At 61.5% G+C, this 19108-nt stretch carries 25 protein-coding genes and 1 tRNA gene; 11 read left to right on the forward strand and 15 right to left on the reverse strand.

Annotated features, from left to right (window positions below; all coding sequences use genetic code 11):
- Nucleotides 1-73: 73 nt before the first annotated feature.
- Genes crcB through M0654_RS01845 form a run of 5 tightly spaced genes read left to right on the forward strand, consistent with a single transcriptional unit; the run spans nucleotide 74 to nucleotide 3503 of the window.
- Complete coding sequence (crcB, locus tag M0654_RS01825) at nucleotides 74-451, forward strand: fluoride efflux transporter CrcB (RefSeq protein WP_248681572.1); 378 nt, start codon at nucleotides 74-76, stop codon at nucleotides 449-451.
- A gap of 35 nt (nucleotides 452-486) precedes the next feature.
- Nucleotides 487-1476, forward strand: a complete 990-nt coding sequence (locus M0654_RS01830; RefSeq protein ID WP_248681573.1) for an RluA family pseudouridine synthase — start codon at nucleotides 487-489, stop codon at nucleotides 1474-1476.
- Nucleotides 1476-2129 carry an HAD-IA family hydrolase gene (locus M0654_RS01835; protein ID WP_248681574.1) on the forward strand — a complete coding sequence of 218 codons (654 nt, stop codon included), beginning with the start codon at nucleotides 1476-1478 and terminating at the stop codon, nucleotides 2127-2129. Before M0654_RS01830 ends, M0654_RS01835 begins: the two co-directional genes overlap by 1 nt.
- Nucleotides 2130-2166: 37 nt before the next feature.
- A complete protein-coding gene (locus tag M0654_RS01840) occupies nucleotides 2167-2958 on the forward strand; it encodes an ATP12 family chaperone protein (protein ID WP_248681575.1) in 792 nt (263 codons plus the stop codon).
- 56 nt (nucleotides 2959-3014) lie between these two features.
- A complete protein-coding gene (locus M0654_RS01845) occupies nucleotides 3015-3503 on the forward strand; it encodes a hypothetical protein (RefSeq protein ID WP_248681576.1) in 489 nt (162 codons plus the stop codon).
- 1 nt (nucleotide 3504) lies between these two features.
- Here M0654_RS01845 and fghA read toward each other — a convergent pair whose 3' ends face one another.
- The 10 genes from fghA to M0654_RS01895 form a co-directional block, all read right to left on the reverse strand.
- Nucleotides 3505-4338 carry an S-formylglutathione hydrolase gene (fghA, locus tag M0654_RS01850; protein WP_248681577.1) on the reverse strand — a complete coding sequence of 278 codons (834 nt, stop codon included), beginning with the start codon at nucleotides 4336-4338 and terminating at the stop codon, nucleotides 3505-3507.
- Between the two features lie 10 nt (nucleotides 4339-4348).
- Complete coding sequence (locus tag M0654_RS01855; RefSeq protein ID WP_118849874.1) at nucleotides 4349-4798, reverse strand: YaiI/YqxD family protein; 450 nt, start codon at nucleotides 4796-4798, stop codon at nucleotides 4349-4351.
- Entirely contained in the window at nucleotides 4795-5253 is a 459-nt protein-coding gene (locus tag M0654_RS01860; RefSeq protein ID WP_118849873.1) for a GNAT family N-acetyltransferase, read from the reverse strand. The genes M0654_RS01855 and M0654_RS01860 overlap by 4 nt, the downstream gene beginning before the upstream one ends.
- Nucleotides 5253-6380: an S-(hydroxymethyl)glutathione dehydrogenase/class III alcohol dehydrogenase gene (locus M0654_RS01865; RefSeq protein ID WP_248681578.1), complete on the reverse strand. Its 1128-nt coding sequence runs from the start codon at nucleotides 6378-6380 to the stop codon at nucleotides 5253-5255. The genes M0654_RS01860 and M0654_RS01865 overlap by 1 nt, the downstream gene beginning before the upstream one ends.
- Before the next feature lie 117 nt (nucleotides 6381-6497).
- Nucleotides 6498-7112, reverse strand: coding sequence for a GNAT family N-acetyltransferase (locus tag M0654_RS01870; RefSeq protein WP_248681579.1), 615 nt, complete (start codon nucleotides 7110-7112; stop codon nucleotides 6498-6500).
- A gap of 57 nt (nucleotides 7113-7169) precedes the next feature.
- A complete protein-coding gene (locus M0654_RS01875) occupies nucleotides 7170-7877 on the reverse strand; it encodes a hypothetical protein (protein ID WP_248681580.1) in 708 nt (235 codons plus the stop codon).
- A 98-nt stretch (nucleotides 7878-7975) separates the two neighbouring features.
- Nucleotides 7976-8896 (reverse strand): DMT family transporter, encoded by a 921-nt coding sequence (locus tag M0654_RS01880; RefSeq protein ID WP_248681581.1) that lies wholly within the window; start codon nucleotides 8894-8896, stop codon nucleotides 7976-7978.
- Nucleotides 8897-9208: 312 nt separating this feature from the next.
- The gene (locus M0654_RS01885; protein WP_248681582.1) at nucleotides 9209-9631 is read right to left on the reverse strand and encodes a hypothetical protein; all 423 of its coding nucleotides are present in this window, start codon (nucleotides 9629-9631) and stop codon (nucleotides 9209-9211) included.
- A 76-nt stretch (nucleotides 9632-9707) separates the two neighbouring features.
- Nucleotides 9708-9866, reverse strand: coding sequence for a hypothetical protein (locus M0654_RS01890; RefSeq protein ID WP_199925254.1), 159 nt, complete (start codon nucleotides 9864-9866; stop codon nucleotides 9708-9710).
- 149 nt (nucleotides 9867-10015) lie between these two features.
- Nucleotides 10016-10100: transfer RNA gene (locus M0654_RS01895), tRNA-Leu, on the reverse strand.
- A 177-nt stretch (nucleotides 10101-10277) separates the two neighbouring features.
- Between M0654_RS01895 and lipB the strand changes: the two genes are divergently transcribed.
- Nucleotides 10278-11003, forward strand: a complete 726-nt coding sequence (gene lipB, locus M0654_RS01900) for a lipoyl(octanoyl) transferase LipB (RefSeq protein WP_248681583.1) — start codon at nucleotides 10278-10280, stop codon at nucleotides 11001-11003.
- A gap of 1 nt (nucleotide 11004) precedes the next feature.
- The gene (locus tag M0654_RS01905; protein WP_248681584.1) at nucleotides 11005-11427 is read left to right on the forward strand and encodes an OsmC family protein; all 423 of its coding nucleotides are present in this window, start codon (nucleotides 11005-11007) and stop codon (nucleotides 11425-11427) included.
- Here the strand turns inward: M0654_RS01905 and M0654_RS01910 are convergent.
- On the reverse strand, nucleotides 11424-11921 hold the full coding sequence (locus M0654_RS01910; protein WP_248681585.1) for a BON domain-containing protein: 498 nt from the start codon (nucleotides 11919-11921) through the stop codon (nucleotides 11424-11426). The two genes, M0654_RS01905 and M0654_RS01910, sit on opposite strands and share 4 nt — an antisense overlap.
- Nucleotides 11922-12058: 137 nt before the next feature.
- On the reverse strand, nucleotides 12059-12553 hold the full coding sequence (locus M0654_RS01915) for a peptide deformylase (RefSeq protein ID WP_248681586.1): 495 nt from the start codon (nucleotides 12551-12553) through the stop codon (nucleotides 12059-12061).
- A 202-nt stretch (nucleotides 12554-12755) separates the two neighbouring features.
- Between M0654_RS01915 and mgtE the strand changes: the two genes are divergently transcribed.
- On the forward strand, nucleotides 12756-14171 hold the full coding sequence (mgtE, locus tag M0654_RS01920; protein ID WP_248681587.1) for a magnesium transporter: 1416 nt from the start codon (nucleotides 12756-12758) through the stop codon (nucleotides 14169-14171).
- Between the two features lie 64 nt (nucleotides 14172-14235).
- Nucleotides 14236-14622, forward strand: a complete 387-nt coding sequence (locus M0654_RS01925; protein WP_118849862.1) for a MerR family transcriptional regulator — start codon at nucleotides 14236-14238, stop codon at nucleotides 14620-14622.
- A gap of 19 nt (nucleotides 14623-14641) precedes the next feature.
- Here M0654_RS01925 and M0654_RS01930 read toward each other — a convergent pair whose 3' ends face one another.
- Together M0654_RS01930 and M0654_RS01935 are read right to left on the reverse strand one after the other, a co-directional pair.
- Entirely contained in the window at nucleotides 14642-15637 is a 996-nt protein-coding gene (locus tag M0654_RS01930) for a heparan-alpha-glucosaminide N-acetyltransferase (RefSeq protein WP_248681588.1), read from the reverse strand.
- Nucleotides 15638-15665: 28 nt separating this feature from the next.
- Entirely contained in the window at nucleotides 15666-16364 is a 699-nt protein-coding gene (locus tag M0654_RS01935; protein ID WP_248681589.1) for a DUF599 domain-containing protein, read from the reverse strand.
- A gap of 495 nt (nucleotides 16365-16859) precedes the next feature.
- Between M0654_RS01935 and M0654_RS01940 the strand changes: the two genes are divergently transcribed.
- Together M0654_RS01940 and M0654_RS01945 are read left to right on the forward strand one after the other, a co-directional pair.
- On the forward strand, nucleotides 16860-18260 hold the full coding sequence (locus M0654_RS01940) for an L-serine ammonia-lyase (RefSeq protein ID WP_248681590.1): 1401 nt from the start codon (nucleotides 16860-16862) through the stop codon (nucleotides 18258-18260).
- Nucleotides 18261-18330: 70 nt separating this feature from the next.
- Complete coding sequence (locus M0654_RS01945) at nucleotides 18331-18768, forward strand: DUF1489 family protein (protein WP_248681627.1); 438 nt, start codon at nucleotides 18331-18333, stop codon at nucleotides 18766-18768.
- A gap of 4 nt (nucleotides 18769-18772) precedes the next feature.
- On the opposite strand, the gene M0654_RS01950 is transcribed toward M0654_RS01945, so the two are convergent.
- A complete protein-coding gene (locus M0654_RS01950) occupies nucleotides 18773-19042 on the reverse strand; it encodes a hypothetical protein (protein ID WP_118849858.1) in 270 nt (89 codons plus the stop codon).
- Nucleotides 19043-19108: the final 66 nt, after the last annotated feature.

The raw sequence follows: 19108 nt of genomic DNA on the forward strand, positions 1-19108 counted from the left end.
TGGCCAGTGATTAACAGGGATGTTCGCATTTTAACGAATTGACGTTTTCCTGTAGCGAACTACACCAAACATCATGATCAATGTGCTCCTCGTCGCAGTTGGCGGCGCCTTCGGTTCCGTTTGCCGTCATCTCGTCGGCGCCTGGACGCTCCGGCAGTTCGGACCGGGCTTCCCTTGGGGAACGCTGTCCGTCAACATCCTTGGCTCCTTCCTGATCGGCTTCGTGAGCGAATGGATCATCCGGCGTCTTGGCGCGTCGAGCGAAATGCGGCTCCTGCTGATCACCGGCATGCTCGGTGGCTTCACCACCTTCTCGGCCTTCTCGCTGGACTTCGTAGCGCTGCTTGAACGGGGATCGGGCTTTGCGGGAGCCGGTTATCTGGTCCTCAGTGTCGTGATCTCACTTGCAGCGGTGTTCGGCGGGCTGGCTTTAGGACGGGCAATGCTCTAAAGGGCAGGGCCGACCCAAGAATAGAAAGAGCTTTGATGGCAGGCATCGAGCATGTTCGCGTTGAGGCGGACGAGGCAGGGATGCGTCTCGACCGCTGGTTCAAGATCCACTATCCGGGCCTCGGCTTCGGAGCGTTGCAGAAGCTGCTTCGCTCGGGCCAGGTGCGCGTCGATGGGGGCAGGGTGAAGACCGATGCGCGGTTGCAGCCCGGCCAGACGGTCCGCGTTCCGCCCATGGACGTGGATGCCAAGAAGTCTGGCCCGATCGCCGGCAAGGACCTCAAGCATTCGAGCGACTTCGAACTCTTGTCACGCATGATCCTTCATGAAGACGACAAGGTGATCGTGCTGAACAAGCCTGCCGGCCTTGCGGTGCAGGGTGGATCCGGCGTCACGCGCCATATCGACCAGATGCTCGACGCCTTCGTCAGCCAGAAGGGCGAAAAGCCGCGCCTCGTGCACCGGCTCGACCGCGATACCTCCGGTGTCCTCGTTATCGCCCGCACCCGGGGTGCTGCGCAGAAGCTGACGGCCGCATTCCGCGAGCGCGACACGAAGAAGACCTATTGGTCGCTGGTGAAGGGCGTGCCGCGCAAGCACGAGGACAAGCTGTCCACCTGGCTCGTGAAGGAACAGACGCCGGACGGCGACCGTATGCGTATTGCCAAGCACGGCGAGGAGGGGGCAGACCACGCCATCTCCTACTACCGCGTGCTCGAGACGGCAGCGCAGACGCTTGCATGGCTGGAAATGGAGCCCTACACGGGCCGCACGCACCAGCTTCGCGTTCATGCCCTCCACATTGGCCATCCGATCATCGGGGATCCGAAATATTTCGACGATGATCCGAACTGGGCGTTCCCGGGTGGCATCCAGAAGAAGCTTCACCTGCATGCGCGCCATATCGATATCCCGCATCCGAGCGGCGGGCGCCTGCGCGTCACGGCACCGCTGCCGCCGCACATGGTCCAGAGCTGGAACCTGCTCGGCTTCGACATGGAAAATGGCGCGCGGGACGACGACTGATGAAACTTGTTCTTTTTGATTGCGACGGCACGCTGGTCGACAGCGCGGCGCTGATCCACGAAACCATGCGCCGAACCTTTGTCCAGTTCGGCAAGCCGGAGCCCGAGATTGCCGCCACCAAGTCGATCATCGGCCTCACTCTCGATATCGCGATTGCGCGTATGCAGGGCAAGCCGCATGCCGACGACGAGGCCGTCCAGATGATGGCCTACTACAAGTCACTGTTTTCGGTCGTGCGCCAGGATCTCGGTTTCCGCGAGCCGCTTTTCGACGGTATCCGGGAGGTCATCGATACGATCGGTCCGCGCGACGACCTGTTGATCGGCGCTGTCACCGGCAAGTCGCGGCGCGGCCTGAAACTGGTGATGGAGACGCACGCCTTCGACAAGTACTTCATCGTCGGTCGCACGGCTGATGATTGTCCGTCAAAACCGCATCCGGCCATGGTGACGGAATGTTGCAGCGAAACCGGCGTCGATCCGGCTCAAACCCTTGTTATCGGCGACGCCATCTACGATATGCAGATGGCAAAGGCAGCCGGCGCGACTGCCATCGGCGTGGCTTGGGGTTATGCCTCCATTGACGAACTCAAGCAGGCCGGTGCCGACGCCATCGTCCATCATCCGCGAGAGCTTCTTGCGCTGATCGGTTAAACCCGGCGCACATAGGTTCATTGGCAGGTTTATACGCATGCGTGACATTTTTCCCGACCCGTCCGAAATCCTCAGCCACGAGGACCCCACCCGGCGTGCCCAGATCCAGATGCAGAAGCCGCTTCCGAAGCGCTTCTACAAGGAGGTCTCGGTCGCCGAAGTGGATGGCGGTTATGCCATTCACCTCGATGGAAAGCCGGTGAAGACGCCCGCGCGGCAGGCCCTGACAGCATCGACGCCCGAGCTTGCCGAACTCATTCGCGATGAATGGGCGAATCAGGTCGAGGTCATCGACCCGCGGATCATGCCGATCACCCGGCTCATGAACACGGCGCTCGATGGGATCGCGCCCGATCCGCAGCCGGTCTTCGAGGACATACTGCGGTTTTCCTCCAGCGACATGCTCTGCTACCGCGCCGACGGGCCGGACAACCTCGTTGCCCGCCAGACCGAGCGCTGGGATCCAATCATTGATTGGGCGGCCAATGATCTCGGCGCGCGATTCATCCTGATCGAAGGCATCATGCCGCAGGAACAGCCGCGGGATGCGACAGCGGCCTTTTCGGTGACGCTGCGGAAGTACCAGAGCCCGGTCGAGCTTGCGGCGCTCCATGCGGTCACCACGCTGACGGGGTCGGCCATCCTTGCTCTTGCCTTTGCAGAAGGGCGCCTGTCTGCTGAAGAGGTCTGGGATCTAGCCCACCTCGACGAGGACTGGACCAACGAGCATTGGGGCACGGATGCTGAGGCCCAGCATCGACGCGAGAAGCGGCACGAAGAACTGCAGGCAGCCGCCGCGGTTTTTCTCGCGCTGGGGCGTCGGACTTAAAGCTTCTCTAACCGTGTCTGGAACAACATGAGGAACCGTCGTTTTCGGGTTCCTCCATGCTCCGTTGTGTATCGCGTCCCGTTCTGGTTGCCCTGACCGTCCTGCCATTGATGGCATTCCGGATGCCGGCAGCGAGTGAGTCACCCGAAAGCCTGCTTTACGACGTTCGCGGTGCGTTTGTGACAGCGCGCCCGACCGTACCACAAGAGTTGGTCATCGCCACGGACATGCTGGTGGACGAGGCGGTTCGCGCAACGGTGCGCAAGACCATGCTGCCGCGGACGATTATCTCGGTGCGGATCGACCAGATCTCCAGGTTGCCGCTGATGATCGGCAGCCGTCACGAGGCGAAGGTGACGGTCAAGGTGATTGCCGTCGCAAGCGGCGACCCGATCGCCGAAGGGTCATTCAGGACATCCGTTTTCCTGCTCGACAATGCCGGCGCCGACCGAGCGCTGGCCCAGCGGATCGCAGACCGGATCACCACCGAGTTTCGCCTAGATGGTCCCGGACGACCCGCCATCGTCAATGCGCTGTTTCCGTGAGCTACCCCAGGCGCTCGGCATGCCAGCGCAGGTGGTCGTCCATAAAGGTCGAGATGAAGTAGTAGGAGTGGTCGTAACGCTCGTGCATGCGCAGCGTCAGGCCGATGCCAGTGTCCTTGATCGCCTCCTCGAACAGCCACGGTCGAAGCCCGTTCTCCAGGAAGCCATCCGCCTTGCCCTGGTCGATGAGGAACTCCGGAAAACGCGCCCCATCTTCCACGAGCGCGCAAGCGTCGTAGGCGCGCCATGCAGTCCGGTCAGCGCCGAGGTATTTTTCGAGCGCAGGTGCAGACCAGTCGGCCGTTGAAGGTTGAACGATCGGTGCGAAGGCCGAGCAGCTCTTGAAGCGATCCGGGTTCTTCAGCGCGATCGTCATGGCGCCGTGGCCACCCATGGAATGGCCGAAGATGCCCTGGCGGCTCATGTCGGCGCGGAACTGCTGGCCGATCAGGGCGGGTAGTTCCTGCGTGATGTAGGAGTACATCTGGTAATGCTCGGCCCAGGGCGCCTCGGTCGCGTCGAGATAAAAGCCGGCGCCCTTGCCCATCTGCCAGTTCGTCAGTTCATCCGCGACATCGCTGCCGCGCGGGCTCGTATCCGGGCAAACGATGATCAGGCCGAGCTCCGCGGCCAGTCGACGATACTCGCCCTTTTCCATGACGTTGGCATGGGTGCAGGTGAGGCCGGACAGGTACCAGAGCACCGGGCGCGGCTCGTGGATCGCCTGGGGCGGAACGAAGACTGCGAATGTCATCTCGCAGTGACACGTTTCAGACTCGTGCTGGAAGACGCCTTGCATGCCACCAAAGGCGGTGTTCTGGGAGATGACTTTCATGGAGTTCTTCCTAGGATTGGGTGTTCTTGGCGCGGCGGCAAAGCCGGTCGAGGGTTTCGAGGAATTTGGAGCGATCGCGTGCAGAGAAGGCGGCGTTGTAACCCTTGCTCTCGCCTGTTTCGCGCAGATGAGCGCCGAGATCCCGCATGGCGGTCGCCATGCCGATATTGCCCTCGTCGAACACACGGCCGGTGGGACCGGTGACAAGCGCTCCCTTGGCCACGCATCGCCCCGCAAGCGGCACGTCCGCGGTGATGACGATGTCGCCCGTCGTTGCCCGTTCGGCGATCCAGTCGTCCGCCGCGTCGAATGCGCCGGAGACGATCACGTTGTGGACCATAGGATCGCGAGACGGTCGCAAGCCTGAGTTGGCCACGAAGGTCACTTCAAGCCCGTGCCGTTCGGCCACTTTAAGCACTTCCGGCTTGACCGGGCAGGCATCGGCGTCGACATAGATCATGAGGCGGGCCTGCGCATGTCGGTGTGCGGGATGCCGTCCTCGAGATATTCCTCCGACACGGGCTCAAAGCCTAAGGATCCGTAGAACTTCACGAGGTGGCTCTGGGCCGACAGCTCGATCGGCTCATGAGGGTGAAGCTTTTCGCATTCGGCGATCGCCTCGCGCATAAGCGCTTCGCCCAGCCGCTTTCCGCGATGGACAGGGGATACGGCAACGCGGCCGATGCGGGGAGGGCGCTGCGGGTCCGGGCGCCAGATCCTGGCGCAGGCCAGCAGGTCGGTTCCATCCAGCAGGCGCAGGTGCAGGCACTGCGGGTCGTTTCCGTCGAGTTCAGGATAAGGGCATTCCTGCTCCACCACAAACACATCCACCCGCAGCTTCAGCATGGCGTAGAGGTCACGCGCGGAGAAGGCGTCCAGGCTCCGCACGTCGACCTTGTAAGGCTGCGCCGTCATCAATAGACGACGACGCCCCGGATGCTTTCGCCCCGGTGCATCAGGTCGAAGCCCTTGTTGATGTCCTCGAGCGGCATGGTGTGGGTGATCATCGGGTCGATCTGGATCTTGCCCTGCATGTACCAGTCGACGATCTTCGGCACGTCGGTGCGGCCACGGGCGCCACCGAAGGCTGTGCCCATCCACTGCCGGCCGGTGACCAGCTGGAACGGACGCGTCGAGATCTCCTGCCCGGCGCCGGCAACGCCGATGATGACAGACTTGCCCCAGCCGCGGTGCGCGGATTCGAGCGCCTGGCGCATTACCTTTGTGTTGCCGGTGCAGTCGAAGGTGTAGTCGGCGCCGCCGATCGTGTCGCCGTTGCGCTTCGTCATGTTGACGAGGAAGGGCACGATGTCATCACCCACGTCCTTCGGATTGACGAAATGCGTCATGCCGAACTTTTCGCCCCAGGCCTTGCGGTCCGGGTTGATGTCGACGCCGATGATCATGTCCGCACCGGCGAGCCGCAGGCCCTGCAGCACGTTGAGGCCAATGCCGCCAAGGCCGAACACGATTGCCGTCGATCCGATCTCGACCTTGGCCGTGTTGATGACGGCGCCGATGCCGGTGGTGACGCCGCAGCCGATGTAGCAGACCTTGTCGAAAGGCGCGCCGGGGTTGATCTTTGCCACCGCGATCTCCGGCAGAACCGTGTAGTTGGCGAAGGTCGAGCAACCCATGTAATGGTGGATCTTGTCCTTGCCGATCGAGAAGCGGCTCGTGCCGTCCGGCATCAGGCCCTGGCCCTGCGTAGCGCGGATCGCGGTGCAGAGGTTGGTCTTGCGCGACAGGCAGGAATAACACTCGCGGCACTCAGGCGTGTAGAGCGGGATGACGTGGTCGCCCTTCTTCACCGAGGTGACGCCCGGGCCGACATCCACGACAATGCCTGCGCCTTCATGGCCAAGGATGGCGGGGAAGATGCCTTCCGGGTCGGCGCCCGAGAGCGTGAAGTCGTCGGTATGGCAGATGCCGGTCGCCTTCACTTCGATCAGCACTTCGCCGGCGCGCGGCCCTTCGAGCTGCACGGTCATCACTTCGAGCGGTTTTCCAGCCTGAACGGCGACGGCGGCGCGGACATCCATGGTGTCTCTCCCTTGAGGGTTCTAGAATCTGTTTTTGTTTCGGGCGGACTTTGCCACGTGCCGATGCGTCGGCTCAAGCGGGAACGGACGATTGTGCAGTCACAACGACTTGCTTGCTTAAGGGTCGATCACCGGAACGTTGGGCGCGGCGCTGCGGGGAAGGAGCCCCGTCAGCCGCGGATCGTTCAACACCTCGACCTTCAGCGCATAAGGCGTGAAGCCTGAGCGCTGGTAGAACGGCAGTGCTTCGGGCGAATCCAGGTGGCAGGTATGCACCCAGAATCGCTTGATCGGCCTCGACCACGCCGTCTCGATAGCCTGGTTCATCATGAAGCGCCCGGCGCCCTTGCCGATCGCATCACCCACCAGGCCAAAAAACACAAGTTCACACTCCGCTTCCTCGCGAAAGTCCAGTTCCACGAGGCCGACGGGCCGCCCCTGATCCTGCAGCGTATAAAGCTCGATCTGCGGATTGGAGAGGATCGCATTGAGCTTCTCATCGGACATGACAAGACGCGATTCCCACAGCCAGTATTCCCCGACCTCGCGAAACAGCGCCCGGTACTCATCCAGCGACGCGGGGTGCCAGCGTGTCCAGGCAAAAGCGGCAGGGTCGCGCACCGGCCTGACGGCGGGTCTGGCGTGCATTTGGAGGAAGGTTACGATGGTCGCGATCTTGCCCGGAGGCAAAGCGTGGTAGCCGGTGGAAAGAGCGGGATGTTCTTCGATCATGGATCGTTTTGGAACTCGTTCCGACGATCATGTCAATGGGATTGCAGCCATCGACGTTCAGGCAGCGATGTCATCGTCCAGAGGCGGCAGATTATCCATCTCCAGCCATCGGTCGCTTCGCAAGTCGTCGGCCGGCCGATCGAGTGTCACGACCAGAGCCATCATTTCTCGCCATGCCGGATGATGCTCCGATATGGGAGCGGCACGGTCGATCGCCTTGAGGATGGCGGCCTCGCGGGAAGACAACATCAGCCGGCCGCGCACAAGCGCGCCTCTCAAGATCCGCCAGAGATAATGAAGATCGTGGATGCAGACGCTGCGCGAGTCGGGGCGGCTCACCGCATAGGCTCCTGTACGCGAGACGATCGCGTGCCGCATCTGGTCCAGCGCGAAGGCGGAGAGGCTGTCCGGCACCTCGGCGGATACCTCCATCACATGCAGAAGCAGTTCCAGTTCCAGCACGGACGTGACCATGCCGTCATCGGAAATGTTTCGCATCAGCCACCGGGCGCCCGCTTCGCTGATCGCACCTGCAGGCGGCGTCTCTTGGACAAGGTAGCGCGTTAGGCTCTCGATAAAGAAGACCACCCATTCCGGAGACGCTTCCGGGCAGCAATGTGCAAGTGCAAGAAGCGTGCGAGCGTCTTCCAGCGTGCGAACACCGTCCGGAAAGGTGTATTTACGCAGCAGCAGGATTTCATCGGTCGAGATACGGTTTGCGCCGGCGATGACACAGGCCGGAAACGAGAAGCGGAACGCGCTCATCTTCCATCTCCATTTTCATCCAGCACAAGATGTGGAGCGCTGCCTCGAGAAGTTGAGGCGCGGTGCGGAGACATGCTTAACGCCAGTTTACCGCCGCGTCAGGCAGAGGCCGCCTGTGCCTCCCTGGCACGCTCACGCCAGATGATGAAGAGGCCCGAGCCAACGATGATGGCGATGCCAACCCACTTTGAGGCAGTCGGGAAATCACCGAAGAGTGCATAACCAAGCACTGTTGCCGAGATGATCTCGAAATACTGGAACGGCGCCAGCAGCGACAAAGGCGCCAGCCGGAAAGCGCGGACCACCAGCAGGTGGACGTAGCCGGAGAGTGAGCCGAGCACGACCAGCAGGATCAGGCCAAGCCATGTCGCCGGAAGCGAGGGCTCGAAATCGACAATCCCCTGCGCATCGCCCGCCAGCAAGGCTGCAGCCATGAACACGGTGCCGCCGACGCCGGCCATGGTCTGCATCACGAGCGGCGAATCGCCATCACCAATCGCGCGGTTGAGGAAGAGATAGAGCGTGAACAGGAAGGCGCAGACCACCGGCAGCAGCGCCGTCCAGCCAAAGATCGCGTAACTCGGCTGGATGACGATCATCGCCCCGGCAAACCCGACAATAATCGCGAGCCAGCGACGCCAGCCCACCCGGTCGCCGAGGAAGACCGCCGACATCATCGTCAGCATGAAGGGTTCGACGAAATAAATGGCGAAGACATCCGCAAGCGGCATGTATTTCACCGCCGTGAAGAACATCAGGCTGGCCGCCGCGTGCAGCACGCCCCGCAGCAGGTTCATCCATGGCCGTCGGGAGTGGATGAGCGCCGAACCCGTCACCACCGCCAGGGGCAGCAGGCAGACGAGCTGGAAAAAGAACCGGTAGAAGGTGACCTGGCCTGGCGACATCGCCTCGAATGTCGCCATGTACTTGGCGATCGCATCCATGACGGGAAGGACCACCATGCAGCTTGCCATAAGGGCCATGCCCTTGATCGGATTTTCAGGGGTGGAATGATTCATGGCGAGCCGCTTTCGATGAGCAGCGGTTCAACCACAGCCAACCGGCTTCTTCAAGCTCTAGAGCAGGAAGAACAGGACGCTCTGGGCCAGATTCGCCGTCACGAAGATCGCGGCAATGGCCACGCCGATGATGGTTACGTTCTGCAGCATCATTAAACCTTGAGAGGGGGCGTCGCGAGGGCGCGAGATGGGGGGAATCTCTTACCGGGGGGACGGGGGGACTGCCCTCGCGACATGCACATAATGATCTTCTTCGCCGATCGTTCCATGCTTTGCGCAGAAAAATTTGTGTCGCCCAGAGTTGGCTGATTTCTAGCGAAAGTCGTCGCGTGACCTCGGCCGGAAATCATCCCGGTCACTGTCTGAATCGCGGCCGTAGCTGCGCCGGTCATTATCGTCTCCACGCTCGACGCGCAGGCGATCGAGGACCTGGATGAGCAGGTCGGCACATTCCTTGGTCGGCTCGCCTTCCGCACACCGGAAATCGATCACCGTTCCGCCTGCCTCGATGCGAAAACGAGCGGCGCGCTCACGCCAGGAACGGGAGGTCGCGGTGTCGGCGCTGGCGCCTTCGTCGCGGTCGTCTTCAGGTGGCGCGGGTGGTGCTTCAGGCCGTCGCTCCGCGTCAGCCGGCGAGGCCGGAGGCGTGGCGGGCGCGTCAGTCGGTGCCTGCGCGAGTGCCAGCGTGGACGAGATGGAAAGCACAGCAGATGCCGCAAGGATCGTCAGTTTCATCGGGGTCGCCTCCATAGAAGTCTGGCTGACCAACCTGAAGCATCGCCCTTTGTTCCCGCGGGAAATCGGCTGACGCTCAGGGCACCGGAGCGGGCGGTCGGGTCTCGAAGACGCCGATCGAACCAGTCACAGTCGGATCAATGGTTTCGAGGCGATCCCACGCAACCGAGACGCCGAACAGGAGGAGAGCAATGAGGGGGACAAGTAGAAGCAAGCCGGTATTGGACGCGCGCATATCGTACTCCGCACAAGTGATAGCGAAGGTGAACATGGCGACGGCAAGATTAACGAGAGGTTAAAATCCGCCCTTTTGCACAGCCCATGCACCAGAGTTGATCAGCGGTGGCTAAAACAACAAAAAACCCGGCCGAAGCCGGGTTGATTTGGTGCGGTCGAGAAGACTCGAACTTCCACGTCTTGCGACACAGCGACCTCAACGCTGCGCGTCTACCAATTCCGCCACGACCGCATCGTGGTAGGTCCGACTTGCGCCGGCGGGGGAGCATGTAGCAAAAGGATTTGGCGGGCACAAGTGCACTGCGACAGATTTTTCAGGGATAAAATTTTTGGTTCTTCATCCCTATATGAACCGGGCGTATTCGCGCCCTGTCTCGACCCTTGAACAGCCCTTAGAAGAAGATTTTCCATGCTGACGCGCACCGAACTCAACGCCACCATGTTTCCCAAGGAAGGCTCGCCGCCCGTGCGCTGGAGAATCTCCGACAGCCCGGTTCCTTATGAGCAGGCGGTGGCGGAGATGGAGGCGGAAGTTGCGGCGATCGCCGACGGGCGGGCGGACGAGCTTGTCTGGCTTCTCGAGCATCCGCCGCTTTACACCGCCGGTACGAGCGCGGACGCGAGTGACCTCATCGAGCCGGATCGATTTCCCGTTTATGCCACCGGCCGCGGCGGCGAATATACCTATCATGGCCCCGGCCAGCGCGTGGCCTATGTCATGCTTGACCTGAAGCGCCGCCGCCAGGATGTGCGCGCTTATGTTGCGGCACTGGAAGAACTGGTGATCCGCACCCTCGACGTGATGAACGTCAAAGGTGAGAGGCGCGAGGACCGGGTGGGCGTATGGGTGCGCCGGCCGGAAAAGCCGCCGCTTACCGATGGTTCGATGGCGGAGGACAAGATCGCCGCGTTCGGCATCCGGTTGCGGCGCTGGGTGAGCTTTCACGGCCTGTCGTTGAACGTCGATCCGGATCTTTCGCATTTCAGCGGAATCGTGCCCTGCGGAATCAGCGCCTATGGCGTCACCAGCCTTGTTGACCTCGGGCTGCCGGTGATGATGGCCGATGTCGACATGCCCCTGCGCGAAGCATTCGAAGACATCTTTGGCCCGACTGTAAACGAGGGGCCGCGCTGAGTTGGTCGACATCAAGGTAAAGCCGCGTCCGATCGGCGCAACCGCCACCGTTGGCCGCCATGGTCACCCGCAGGTGACAAGCGAGACTGGCGGTGGACTGGCCATTGTCACCGGCGCGTCGGAGCCGGGCTTCAACCCACTCGACCTTATGTTCTCCTCACTTGCCGCCTGCCTGGTGCTGAGCGCGCGCATCGCGGCAGGCCGTCTCCAACTTCTGGATCGGCTAGTCGAGGTGAGGGTGCATGTGACGGGCGAAAAAGCCAAAAGCGAGCCAACCCGGATCGAGGAGTTCACGATCGACTTCGCGATCTATGGGGACTTCGGCGTCGACGAGAAGATGCAGATCATCCGTCTTGCGGAAGAGATCTGCACCGTCGGCAATACGCTCAAGGGCTCTCCTTCTTTCGAGGTGAGAACCGCCTAGTCGTCGTCAGGTATGCGGGCGTCGACACCCTCGATACGCAGGTTGTTGACGACGCTTTTGACGCCTCGCAGGGCCTGGATGTGGCGGCCGATCGTGCGTGACGTCTGCGCATCGTCGACGCCGCCGTCGATCGTCACGACCCCGTCTTCGACATGAATGTCGATCAGCGCCATGTCGACGAGGTCAAGGTTCTCAATCGCGTCTGTGATGCGCTCTTCGAGATCGTCCGATTCTTCCAGGCCCTCGGTACCCGGCCGATCGCTGTCTACAAGGCGCTCTTCCTGGCCGTCGGCCTCGGTCTTGTCGACGGTAAAGCCGCGGTTGCGCTCGTCGTCGAAATTGGCGTTGGGGTCGCCATAGGCCGCGTTTTCGATCGGCTTGGCGCCGGCGCCACTGGCGTCGTCGTATGGCCAGCCCTGATCGATGTTGCGAGTGTCGTAATCGCGGAAGTCTTCTTCCCTGTTGATCTCGTCGACGTTGCGCTTGGCTGGCATGTCTGTCTCCTGTCGTATGTCCGGTGTGTCCCCGAGCGTTTCAACTGGCTGGAGTAGGCACCGCGTTACCGGTCAGGGCGGGCCTGACGCGTCTGTGGAGAAACAACGGACGAAGCGGGTTTTGGTTCTGGGGAGGCTCACGATTTTCCCTTTTCCCACTTGCGGATGACGCGGTCGCGTTTCAACCGCGAGAGGCGCTTCAGCCAGAAGATACCGTTCAGTTGGTCGATCTCGTGCTGCATGCAGATGGCGTAGAAGTCCTGCGCCTCCTCCTCGTGCGTCTCGCCCTTCAGATCCTGGTAGCGAAAGCGGATCCGCCGCGGACGCTCCACCTCTTCGGTCGCGCCCGGCATCGAGACACTGCCTTCCATGTGGCGCATGATCTGCGCAGAGGCATCGAGAAGTTCGGGATTAACGTAGAAGCGCGGTCCCATCTCCGCCGACAGCTCAAGCACGACGAGGCGCTGCAGCACCCCGACGTGCGCCGCCGTGATGCCGACGCCGGGGGCAGCCCGCATCGTGTCCAGCAGGTCATGCGCGAATCTTGATAGTTCGTCATCGAAGGTCGTCACGGCGTCGCAGGGTTGTGAAAGTCGTGGATCGGGATATTTCACCAGCGGAAGTACGGTCATGGCAGCCTCTTTGAGATCTTTTCGCCAGACATTTACCCGGCGGGGGCTTGGTGGCTCAAGCTGCGGAATTAGGTTCTTGGCTGGACGCCTCCAACCGATTGTTTTAGCAGACGGTTGATAGGGTGGGTCCGGCAGAGTCGTTTGCGTCGTGGCCGGTCCTGTCCCAGGTGTTCCAGTGAACGTCAAACGGCGAGGGCGGCAGATGAGCGATACCGGTGAAGACATTCGCCCCCGCACCAAGCTTGATGAGGCAACTGCCGACATCTACGCCGAAAACGGCTCTATCCGGGGCGATTTCCTTGCCGCCGTTGGTGCGGCCATCGCCGATGCCGATACGTCTTTCCTGCGCAAGCATGTGGCGCGCCTGCATGAGTCCGAGCTTGGCGACCTGCTGGAATCGATTCCGCCCGAACAGCGTCTGGCGCTTGTTCGGCTGCTGGGCGACGATTTCGACCTGACGGCGCTGACCGAGGTCGACGAAGCGATCCGCATGGAAATCGTCGACCAGATGCCGAATGCGCAGATCGCAGCAGCAATCGGCGATCTTGATTCGGATGACGCCGTCTACATTCTAGAAGACCTCGACCAGGAGGATCGCGAAGAGATCCTCGCGCAACTGCCGTTTACCGAGCGGGTGCGGCTGCGCCGGGCGCTGGATTATCCCGAGCAGTCAGCCGGGCGCCGCATGCAGACGGAGTTTGTCGCCGTGCCGCCGTTCTGGACGGTGGGGCAGACGATTGACTACATGCGCGAAGAAGCGGACCTGCCGGAAAGCTTTACGCAGATCTTTGTCGTCGACCCGACCTTCAAGCTGCTCGGCGTAGTCTATCTCGACAAGATCCTGCGCACCAAGCGCGGGGTGAAGATCGAGGCGATCATGCGGGAAACCAACTATCCGGTTCCCGCGGACATGGACCAGGAAGAGGCCGCGCAGCTTTTCGAGCAATACGACCTTCTCTCCGCCGCCGTCATCGACAACAACGGTCGCCTCGTCGGCGTGCTGACGATCGACGATGTCGTGGACGTCATCCAGGAAGAGGCGGAAGAGGATATCATGCGCCTCTCCGGCGTGGGTGACGAAGAACTGTCCGACTCCGTGAAGCAGACGTCGCGGTCACGCATTCCCTGGCTGCTCGTCAACCTGTTCACTGCCTTCATTTCCGCCTCGGTCATCTCGCTCTTCGAGGCAACGATCGAGGAAGTCGTCGCACTGGCGATTCTGATGCCGATCGTTGCCGGCATGGGCGGCAATGCCGGCTCGCAGACGATGACTGTGACCGTGCGGGCGCTTGCGACGCGCAATCTCGACATCCACAACGCGTGGCGCGTGGCCCGGCGCGAAGCGGGGGTCGGGCTTATCAACGGCGTCGTGATCGGGGTTCTTGTGGGCACGGTGGCAGGCTTGTGGTTTCAGGATCCCCATATCGGCGGACTGATCGCGACCGCCATGCTCATCAACATGTTTGCGGCGGCCATGGCAGGCATCATGATTCCGCTGCTGCTGGATCGGGCCGGCGCGGATCCCGCCGTGTCGTCTGCTGTCTTCGTGACCGCCATTACCGACACTACCGGATTCTTCGCATTCCTCGGGCTGGCCACGATCTGGCTTTTGCCGTGACACCCTGAAAATTGACTTGAACGTAAAAGTCACTTAGGCTCCTGCACGTAAGCAGGGCGAGAACGTGAATAAGTATTATACCATTACGGAGCTGACACGGGAATTCGGGGTTTCGACTCGGACTCTTCGTTTCTACGAGGATGAGGGCCTCATCCATCCGGAAAGGCGTGGCCGCACACGGCTGTTTCGCGCTGCTGACCGCCGTCTCCTGCAGGAAATCCTGCGGGGCCGCCGTATCGGCTTCACCATCGCCGAGATCCGCGAGATCATCCAGGTCTACAAGGAGCCACCGGGCGAGTTGGGCCAGCTGAAGCTGATGATGAAGCGCATCGACGAAAAGCGCGACGAGCTGCGCCAGAAGCGTCGGGACATTGACGAGACGCTGAGCGAGCTGGACACGGCCGAAGAAGCCTGCCTCACGCGCCTCGCGGAAATCGGCGTCGGCACCTGATCCCCACCAATCTGTAGAGTTATTCCTGCGGCTGGGCGATCGCCGAGCACTCCTGCGCGATCATCTGCACGCGGTCGTCCTCCAGCTTGATGCTTCCCTGGAGAAGCGGAGTGAGCAGCGATTGTGACGCCAGCTGGTCTGTGGTGCAGCCGCAGAAGTTCTCGCAGATTTTCGCATCATTGCCCTGTTGCAGGCAGCCGGCCTCGCAGCTGCGGGCATAGGTCGTACGTGGATCCGGCACCGGGGCTGGCGACACCAGCGAGAACAGATAAACAAATGCAATCAGCACCGGCTGGTGCAACAGGTAGATCGCCAGGCTATGGCGGCCGGCCTTCGACAGGATATTTGTCCGTTGCTGAACGGCTGCAAGCCGGGGCAGCCAGTTGCGTGACAGCGCCAGCCGCGTGACGGCAATGCCAGCCAGCAAAGCGGCAACCCAGGGAAACAGCGGCACGTAATCATTCGACCGGGGCGGGATGGCTGCAAAACCGAGCCAGCTCAGCCATCGCGTGTCCAACACTGCGGAGTGGAGGAAGCCTGGTGCAAAACTGCTGTCGGCAACCATCAGGATGATCACCAGAAGAACGCAGGCCGCCGTTAGTGCAATGGGCGCGCGCAGGAACGCCAATCCCACGACGCTGGACAGGGCGATGTTGTGCAGGATGCCGAAATAGATCCACTCGTTCGGGACGGCGATGAGTGTCGCAATGGTGATCAAGAGCGCTGCACCTGCCACCACCGCAAAGCGTTTCCAGAAGGAAGACCAGCGGATCACCGGGTAGTGGGCAAGCACGAGGCTGACACCGGCCAAAAACAGGAAACTGCTGGCAATGCACCGAGCATAGATGCGAAAGAAGCCTTGGGTTGCCGTTCCGGGCTCAAGGTAACCGAAGAACTCCAGGTCCCAGGTGAAGTGGTAGGTTGCCATCGCCACCAGCGCGACGCCGCGCAGCGTGTCGATCAGTGGGATACGTGGGAATTTCGTGGAGGTCTGGGAAGCGTCGGCGAGTGTCACGGGGATCTTTCGTGTTTTACCTGGCGTCTTATTTGGCGTCGGGTTCCATCAAGGCGAGCCGTGCCTCGGAGAAAAACTGGCGGCGCGTCAGGACGGCGATCACAACCACCGTCGTCGCCATGAACATATAGGGCCCGGCGAACCAGCCGAGATAACCGATCGACAGAAAAATTGCTCGCAGCCCGGCATTGAAGTTCCGCGCCGCGATGATGTTCATTTCGACCACCTGGTCCGCCGCCTTTTCCGCTGCTGCGCGGTCGACATTGGTCTCGTGCATCATCGGCAGCGCGCCAAACAGGATCGTGCAGTAGTTGAAGAGCCGATAGGACCAACCGAATTTGAAGAACGCATAGCCGAACAGCACTGTAAGGCCTGCAACCTTCAGCTCGAAGGTCGTGCGTCCGCTATAGGCGACGAAGGCAAGGTCGCGAAACACGGCATCGACCTGGTCGGTGGCGCCGAGCAGCGCAAAACAGCCGCCCATGGCGAAGATCGAGGTGGAGGCGAAAAAGGCCGTGCCGTTCTGCAGGCCGGCCATGATCTGCGTGTCGATCATCTTCAGGTCGCGCCGCAGAGAATTGTAGATCCACAGCTTGCGTCTTTCCGCCATGGCGCGATTGAGGCTCGCACGCGGAAGCAGCCGCGCACCGGACCCGGCAGTTATCCACGAATAGACCCACCAGAGCACGAGGAAGAGGGCTAGTGCGGCATAGTCGAGCGTCGTCATGGGTCAACCTTGGGGGACGGTGGTCGTGCTTCTCTCATGAGAGGTTTCTCAGAGTCTCGCAAGAGTCAGAGGGCAGGAGGGAACTTGGACGGTCCAGCAGCATTGAAACATGACAAAGCTGTGGCTGCCGCCTTCTTTCCGCCATCTTGGTGATTGCGGAGCCGGCGGTAATTTAATAGACGGTTAGCCATACGGCCGCGCAAGGACGTAGAAAAATGTCTAGAGACCTTGGAGACGATATGGAAGAGACTGCACAGACATCCTGCTGGAGCGTAACCTTCAAGGCGCTTGCGGGATTTGCAGGAGCTCTCGCGCTCGCCTATCTCTTCGGCGCATTCTGACCAGCCTAAAAAGATCCTGGCGGCGTGGTATTGCTACCGCGCCGTTCCTATTTCAGAACAGTGTCGCGGCCATCCAAGTGGATGTCGGATCACCACCTGAACTATAGGAACTGACGACCTAGACTTCATCATCGGGTTAGTCAGCGGGATACAGATGTTTCTTTCCGTCTTCGACGTTTTCAAGATTGGTGTAGGCCCTTCAAGCTCCCACACGATGGGACCCATGTCGGCTGCCAATCGCTTCCTCGAGCTGATACTTTCCAATGATTGGCCGCGCCCGGCGGGCACGCATGTCGCAGCGCTGAAGGTGAGCCTGCATGGCTCGCTTGCCTTTACCGGCATCGGCCATGGAACGGGCAGGGCGGTCATCCTCGGCCTTATGGGCGAGGCGCCGGCAAAGGTCGATCCCGACCGCATGGACGAGATCATCGCCGAGGTCGAGCGGACCGGACGCGTTTCGCCTCCCGGCCATCCGATTTACGAGTTCCAACCGAAGACCGACCTGATCTTCGACAAGAAGCAGCCTCTTCCGGGCCACGCGAACGGCATGAGCTTCTCCGTCTTCGATCGCGATGGCCGGCTTCTCCTGAAGCGGATCTATTATTCGATCGGTGGCGGTTTCGTCGTGACCGATACCGAGCTTGAGGCCATGCGGGCTTCGAAGAAGTCCAGCAGCGATGCGCGGGTGCCGTATCCCTTCTCCACTGCCAAGCAGATGCTCGAGATGGCGCAAGGCTCCGGTCTCACCATCGCGCAGATGAAGCGTGCCAACGAAGAGACCAGGATGAGCCGCGCGGATCTCGATGCGGGGCTCGACGAAATCTGGGAAGCGATGAAGAGCTGCATCGACCGCGGTCTCAAGGTCGACGGCATCATGCCGGGTGGGCTGAAGGTTCGGCGTCGGGCCCGCGCGATCCATGACAAGCTGAACGAGGAATGGCGCAGCAACCGGCTCAATCCGCTGCTCGCCAATGACTGGCTCTCCGTCTACGCCATGGCGGTGAACGAGGAGAATGCCGGCGGTGGTCGCGTTGTGACGGCACCGACCAATGGCGCGGCCGGTGTCATCCCGGCAACGGTTCGCTACTACCTGCATTTTCATGAGGATGCGACGCAGGAGGATATCCGCAACTTCCTGCTGACCGCGGCCGCCATCGGCGGAATCATCAAGCACAACGCCTCCATCTCCGGTGCCGAGGTCGGCTGCCAGGGTGAGGTCGGTTCTGCTGCCGCCATGGCCGCGGCAGGGCTTGCTGCCGTGATGGGTGGTTCACCGGAGCAGGTCGAGAATGCCGCCGAAATCGCGCTCGAGCACCATCTTGGCATGACCTGCGACCCGGTGGCGGGGCTCGTCCAGGTGCCTTGCATCGAACGCAACGCGCTCGGAGCCGTGAAGGCCGTGACTGCGGCCTCGCTCGCATTAAAGGGTGACGGCGCTCATTTCGTGCCGCTTGATGCCTGCATCGAGACCATGCGCCAGACCGGCAACGACATGAGCGAGAAATACAAGGAAACCTCGACCGGCGGCCTCGCCGTCAACGTGGTGGAGTGCTGAGTCGTTTCGTCGCTGTGGAGGGGAGGTCATGCGCCTTGACCTCCACGGCGAATGGGTCTTGAAGAAGCGGATGTCGCTACATCTGATCAAGCTTTGCGTCGGGGCCGACTCCATCCAGGATCTGCGGGATTGGGTTGCCGAACGCGCCCTCAATGCGATCGCTGCCGGCCTCGAGCCGCACAGCGTGCACACCACGCGTATGGTTCCCAAGCGCATCGACGAGCTGCTTGAAAATGGCTCGCTCTATTGGGTGATCAAGGGCCAGGTGATGGCGCGGCAGAAGCTGCTCAAGATCGAGACGGTGACCGGCGGCGACGGTATCCAGCGTTGCCAGCTATTCCTCGGCCCGGAAGTGATCGAGACGGCGCCGCAGCCGAAGCGGCCGTTCCAGGGCTGGCGATACCTGAAACATGAAGAAGCGCCGCGTGACCTCGGAAATCTCGGCGAGGACCTGACGGCGCTTCCTGAAGAGCTTCGGCGCGAACTCGCCGAGCTTGGCTTGCTGTAATCTCTTAGCGGATTTTCAGACGAACCGGGGCCCGCCCGGAGCGGCCGGCGACGTGCAGATGGATCTGCGCTTCCGGCTGCGTGTGGCGCCATGCCCGTGCACCATGGCTGAGCAGCAGTGCCACGAGATCGCGCGTCTTCTCCTTGGAGCGGCCGATCCCGATGCCGGCCAGACGCATCGCCGCCTCGTGAAGCGGGTTGAGGGCAATGCCCCGTGCCCGGTTCTTAGACGGACTGCGGAATGCAAGATCCGCGCTGTTTTCGTTCAGTCCCATAGGAAACCCCGCTTACGCTATACTCTCGAGATTTCTCCGCGCCGACAGCCGGCGCGGGCATTACGT

It is taken from the genome of Neorhizobium turbinariae, from assembly GCF_023223505.1.
Lineage (GTDB): Bacteria > Pseudomonadota > Alphaproteobacteria > Rhizobiales > Rhizobiaceae > Neorhizobium > Neorhizobium turbinariae.

Coding starts and splice junctions, on each gene's coding strand:
- M0654_RS01940 (WP_248681590.1), top strand. CDS start 16,860: ATGTTTCTTTCCGTCTTCGACGTTTTCAAGATTGGTGTAGGCCCTTCA.
- crcB (WP_248681572.1), top strand. CDS start 74: ATGATCAATGTGCTCCTCGTCGCAGTTGGCGGCGCCTTCGGTTCCGTT.
- M0654_RS01880 (WP_248681581.1), bottom strand. CDS start 8,896: ATGAATCATTCCACCCCTGAAAATCCGATCAAGGGCATGGCCCTTATG.
- M0654_RS01860 (WP_118849873.1), bottom strand. CDS start 5,253: ATGACGGCGCAGCCTTACAAGGTCGACGTGCGGAGCCTGGACGCCTTC.
- M0654_RS01885 (WP_248681582.1), bottom strand. CDS start 9,631: ATGAAACTGACGATCCTTGCGGCATCTGCTGTGCTTTCCATCTCGTCC.
- lipB (WP_248681583.1), top strand. CDS start 10,278: ATGCTGACGCGCACCGAACTCAACGCCACCATGTTTCCCAAGGAAGGC.
- M0654_RS01875 (WP_248681580.1), bottom strand. CDS start 7,877: ATGAGCGCGTTCCGCTTCTCGTTTCCGGCCTGTGTCATCGCCGGCGCA.
- M0654_RS01915 (WP_248681586.1), bottom strand. CDS start 12,553: ATGACCGTACTTCCGCTGGTGAAATATCCCGATCCACGACTTTCACAA.
- M0654_RS01830 (WP_248681573.1), top strand. CDS start 487: ATGGCAGGCATCGAGCATGTTCGCGTTGAGGCGGACGAGGCAGGGATG.
- M0654_RS01855 (WP_118849874.1), bottom strand. CDS start 4,798: ATGATCTATGTCGACGCCGATGCCTGCCCGGTCAAGCCGGAAGTGCTT.
- M0654_RS01865 (WP_248681578.1), bottom strand. CDS start 6,380: ATGGATGTCCGCGCCGCCGTCGCCGTTCAGGCTGGAAAACCGCTCGAA.
- M0654_RS01945 (WP_248681627.1), top strand. CDS start 18,331: ATGTCGCTACATCTGATCAAGCTTTGCGTCGGGGCCGACTCCATCCAG.
- M0654_RS01845 (WP_248681576.1), top strand. CDS start 3,015: ATGCTCCGTTGTGTATCGCGTCCCGTTCTGGTTGCCCTGACCGTCCTG.
- M0654_RS01835 (WP_248681574.1), top strand. CDS start 1,476: ATGAAACTTGTTCTTTTTGATTGCGACGGCACGCTGGTCGACAGCGCG.
- M0654_RS01840 (WP_248681575.1), top strand. CDS start 2,167: ATGCGTGACATTTTTCCCGACCCGTCCGAAATCCTCAGCCACGAGGAC.
- M0654_RS01935 (WP_248681589.1), bottom strand. CDS start 16,364: ATGACGACGCTCGACTATGCCGCACTAGCCCTCTTCCTCGTGCTCTGG.
- M0654_RS01890 (WP_199925254.1), bottom strand. CDS start 9,866: ATGCGCGCGTCCAATACCGGCTTGCTTCTACTTGTCCCCCTCATTGCT.
- mgtE (WP_248681587.1), top strand. CDS start 12,756: ATGAGCGATACCGGTGAAGACATTCGCCCCCGCACCAAGCTTGATGAG.
- M0654_RS01950 (WP_118849858.1), bottom strand. CDS start 19,042: ATGGGACTGAACGAAAACAGCGCGGATCTTGCATTCCGCAGTCCGTCT.
- M0654_RS01910 (WP_248681585.1), bottom strand. CDS start 11,921: ATGCCAGCCAAGCGCAACGTCGACGAGATCAACAGGGAAGAAGACTTC.
- M0654_RS01870 (WP_248681579.1), bottom strand. CDS start 7,112: ATGATCGAAGAACATCCCGCTCTTTCCACCGGCTACCACGCTTTGCCT.
- fghA (WP_248681577.1), bottom strand. CDS start 4,338: ATGAAAGTCATCTCCCAGAACACCGCCTTTGGTGGCATGCAAGGCGTC.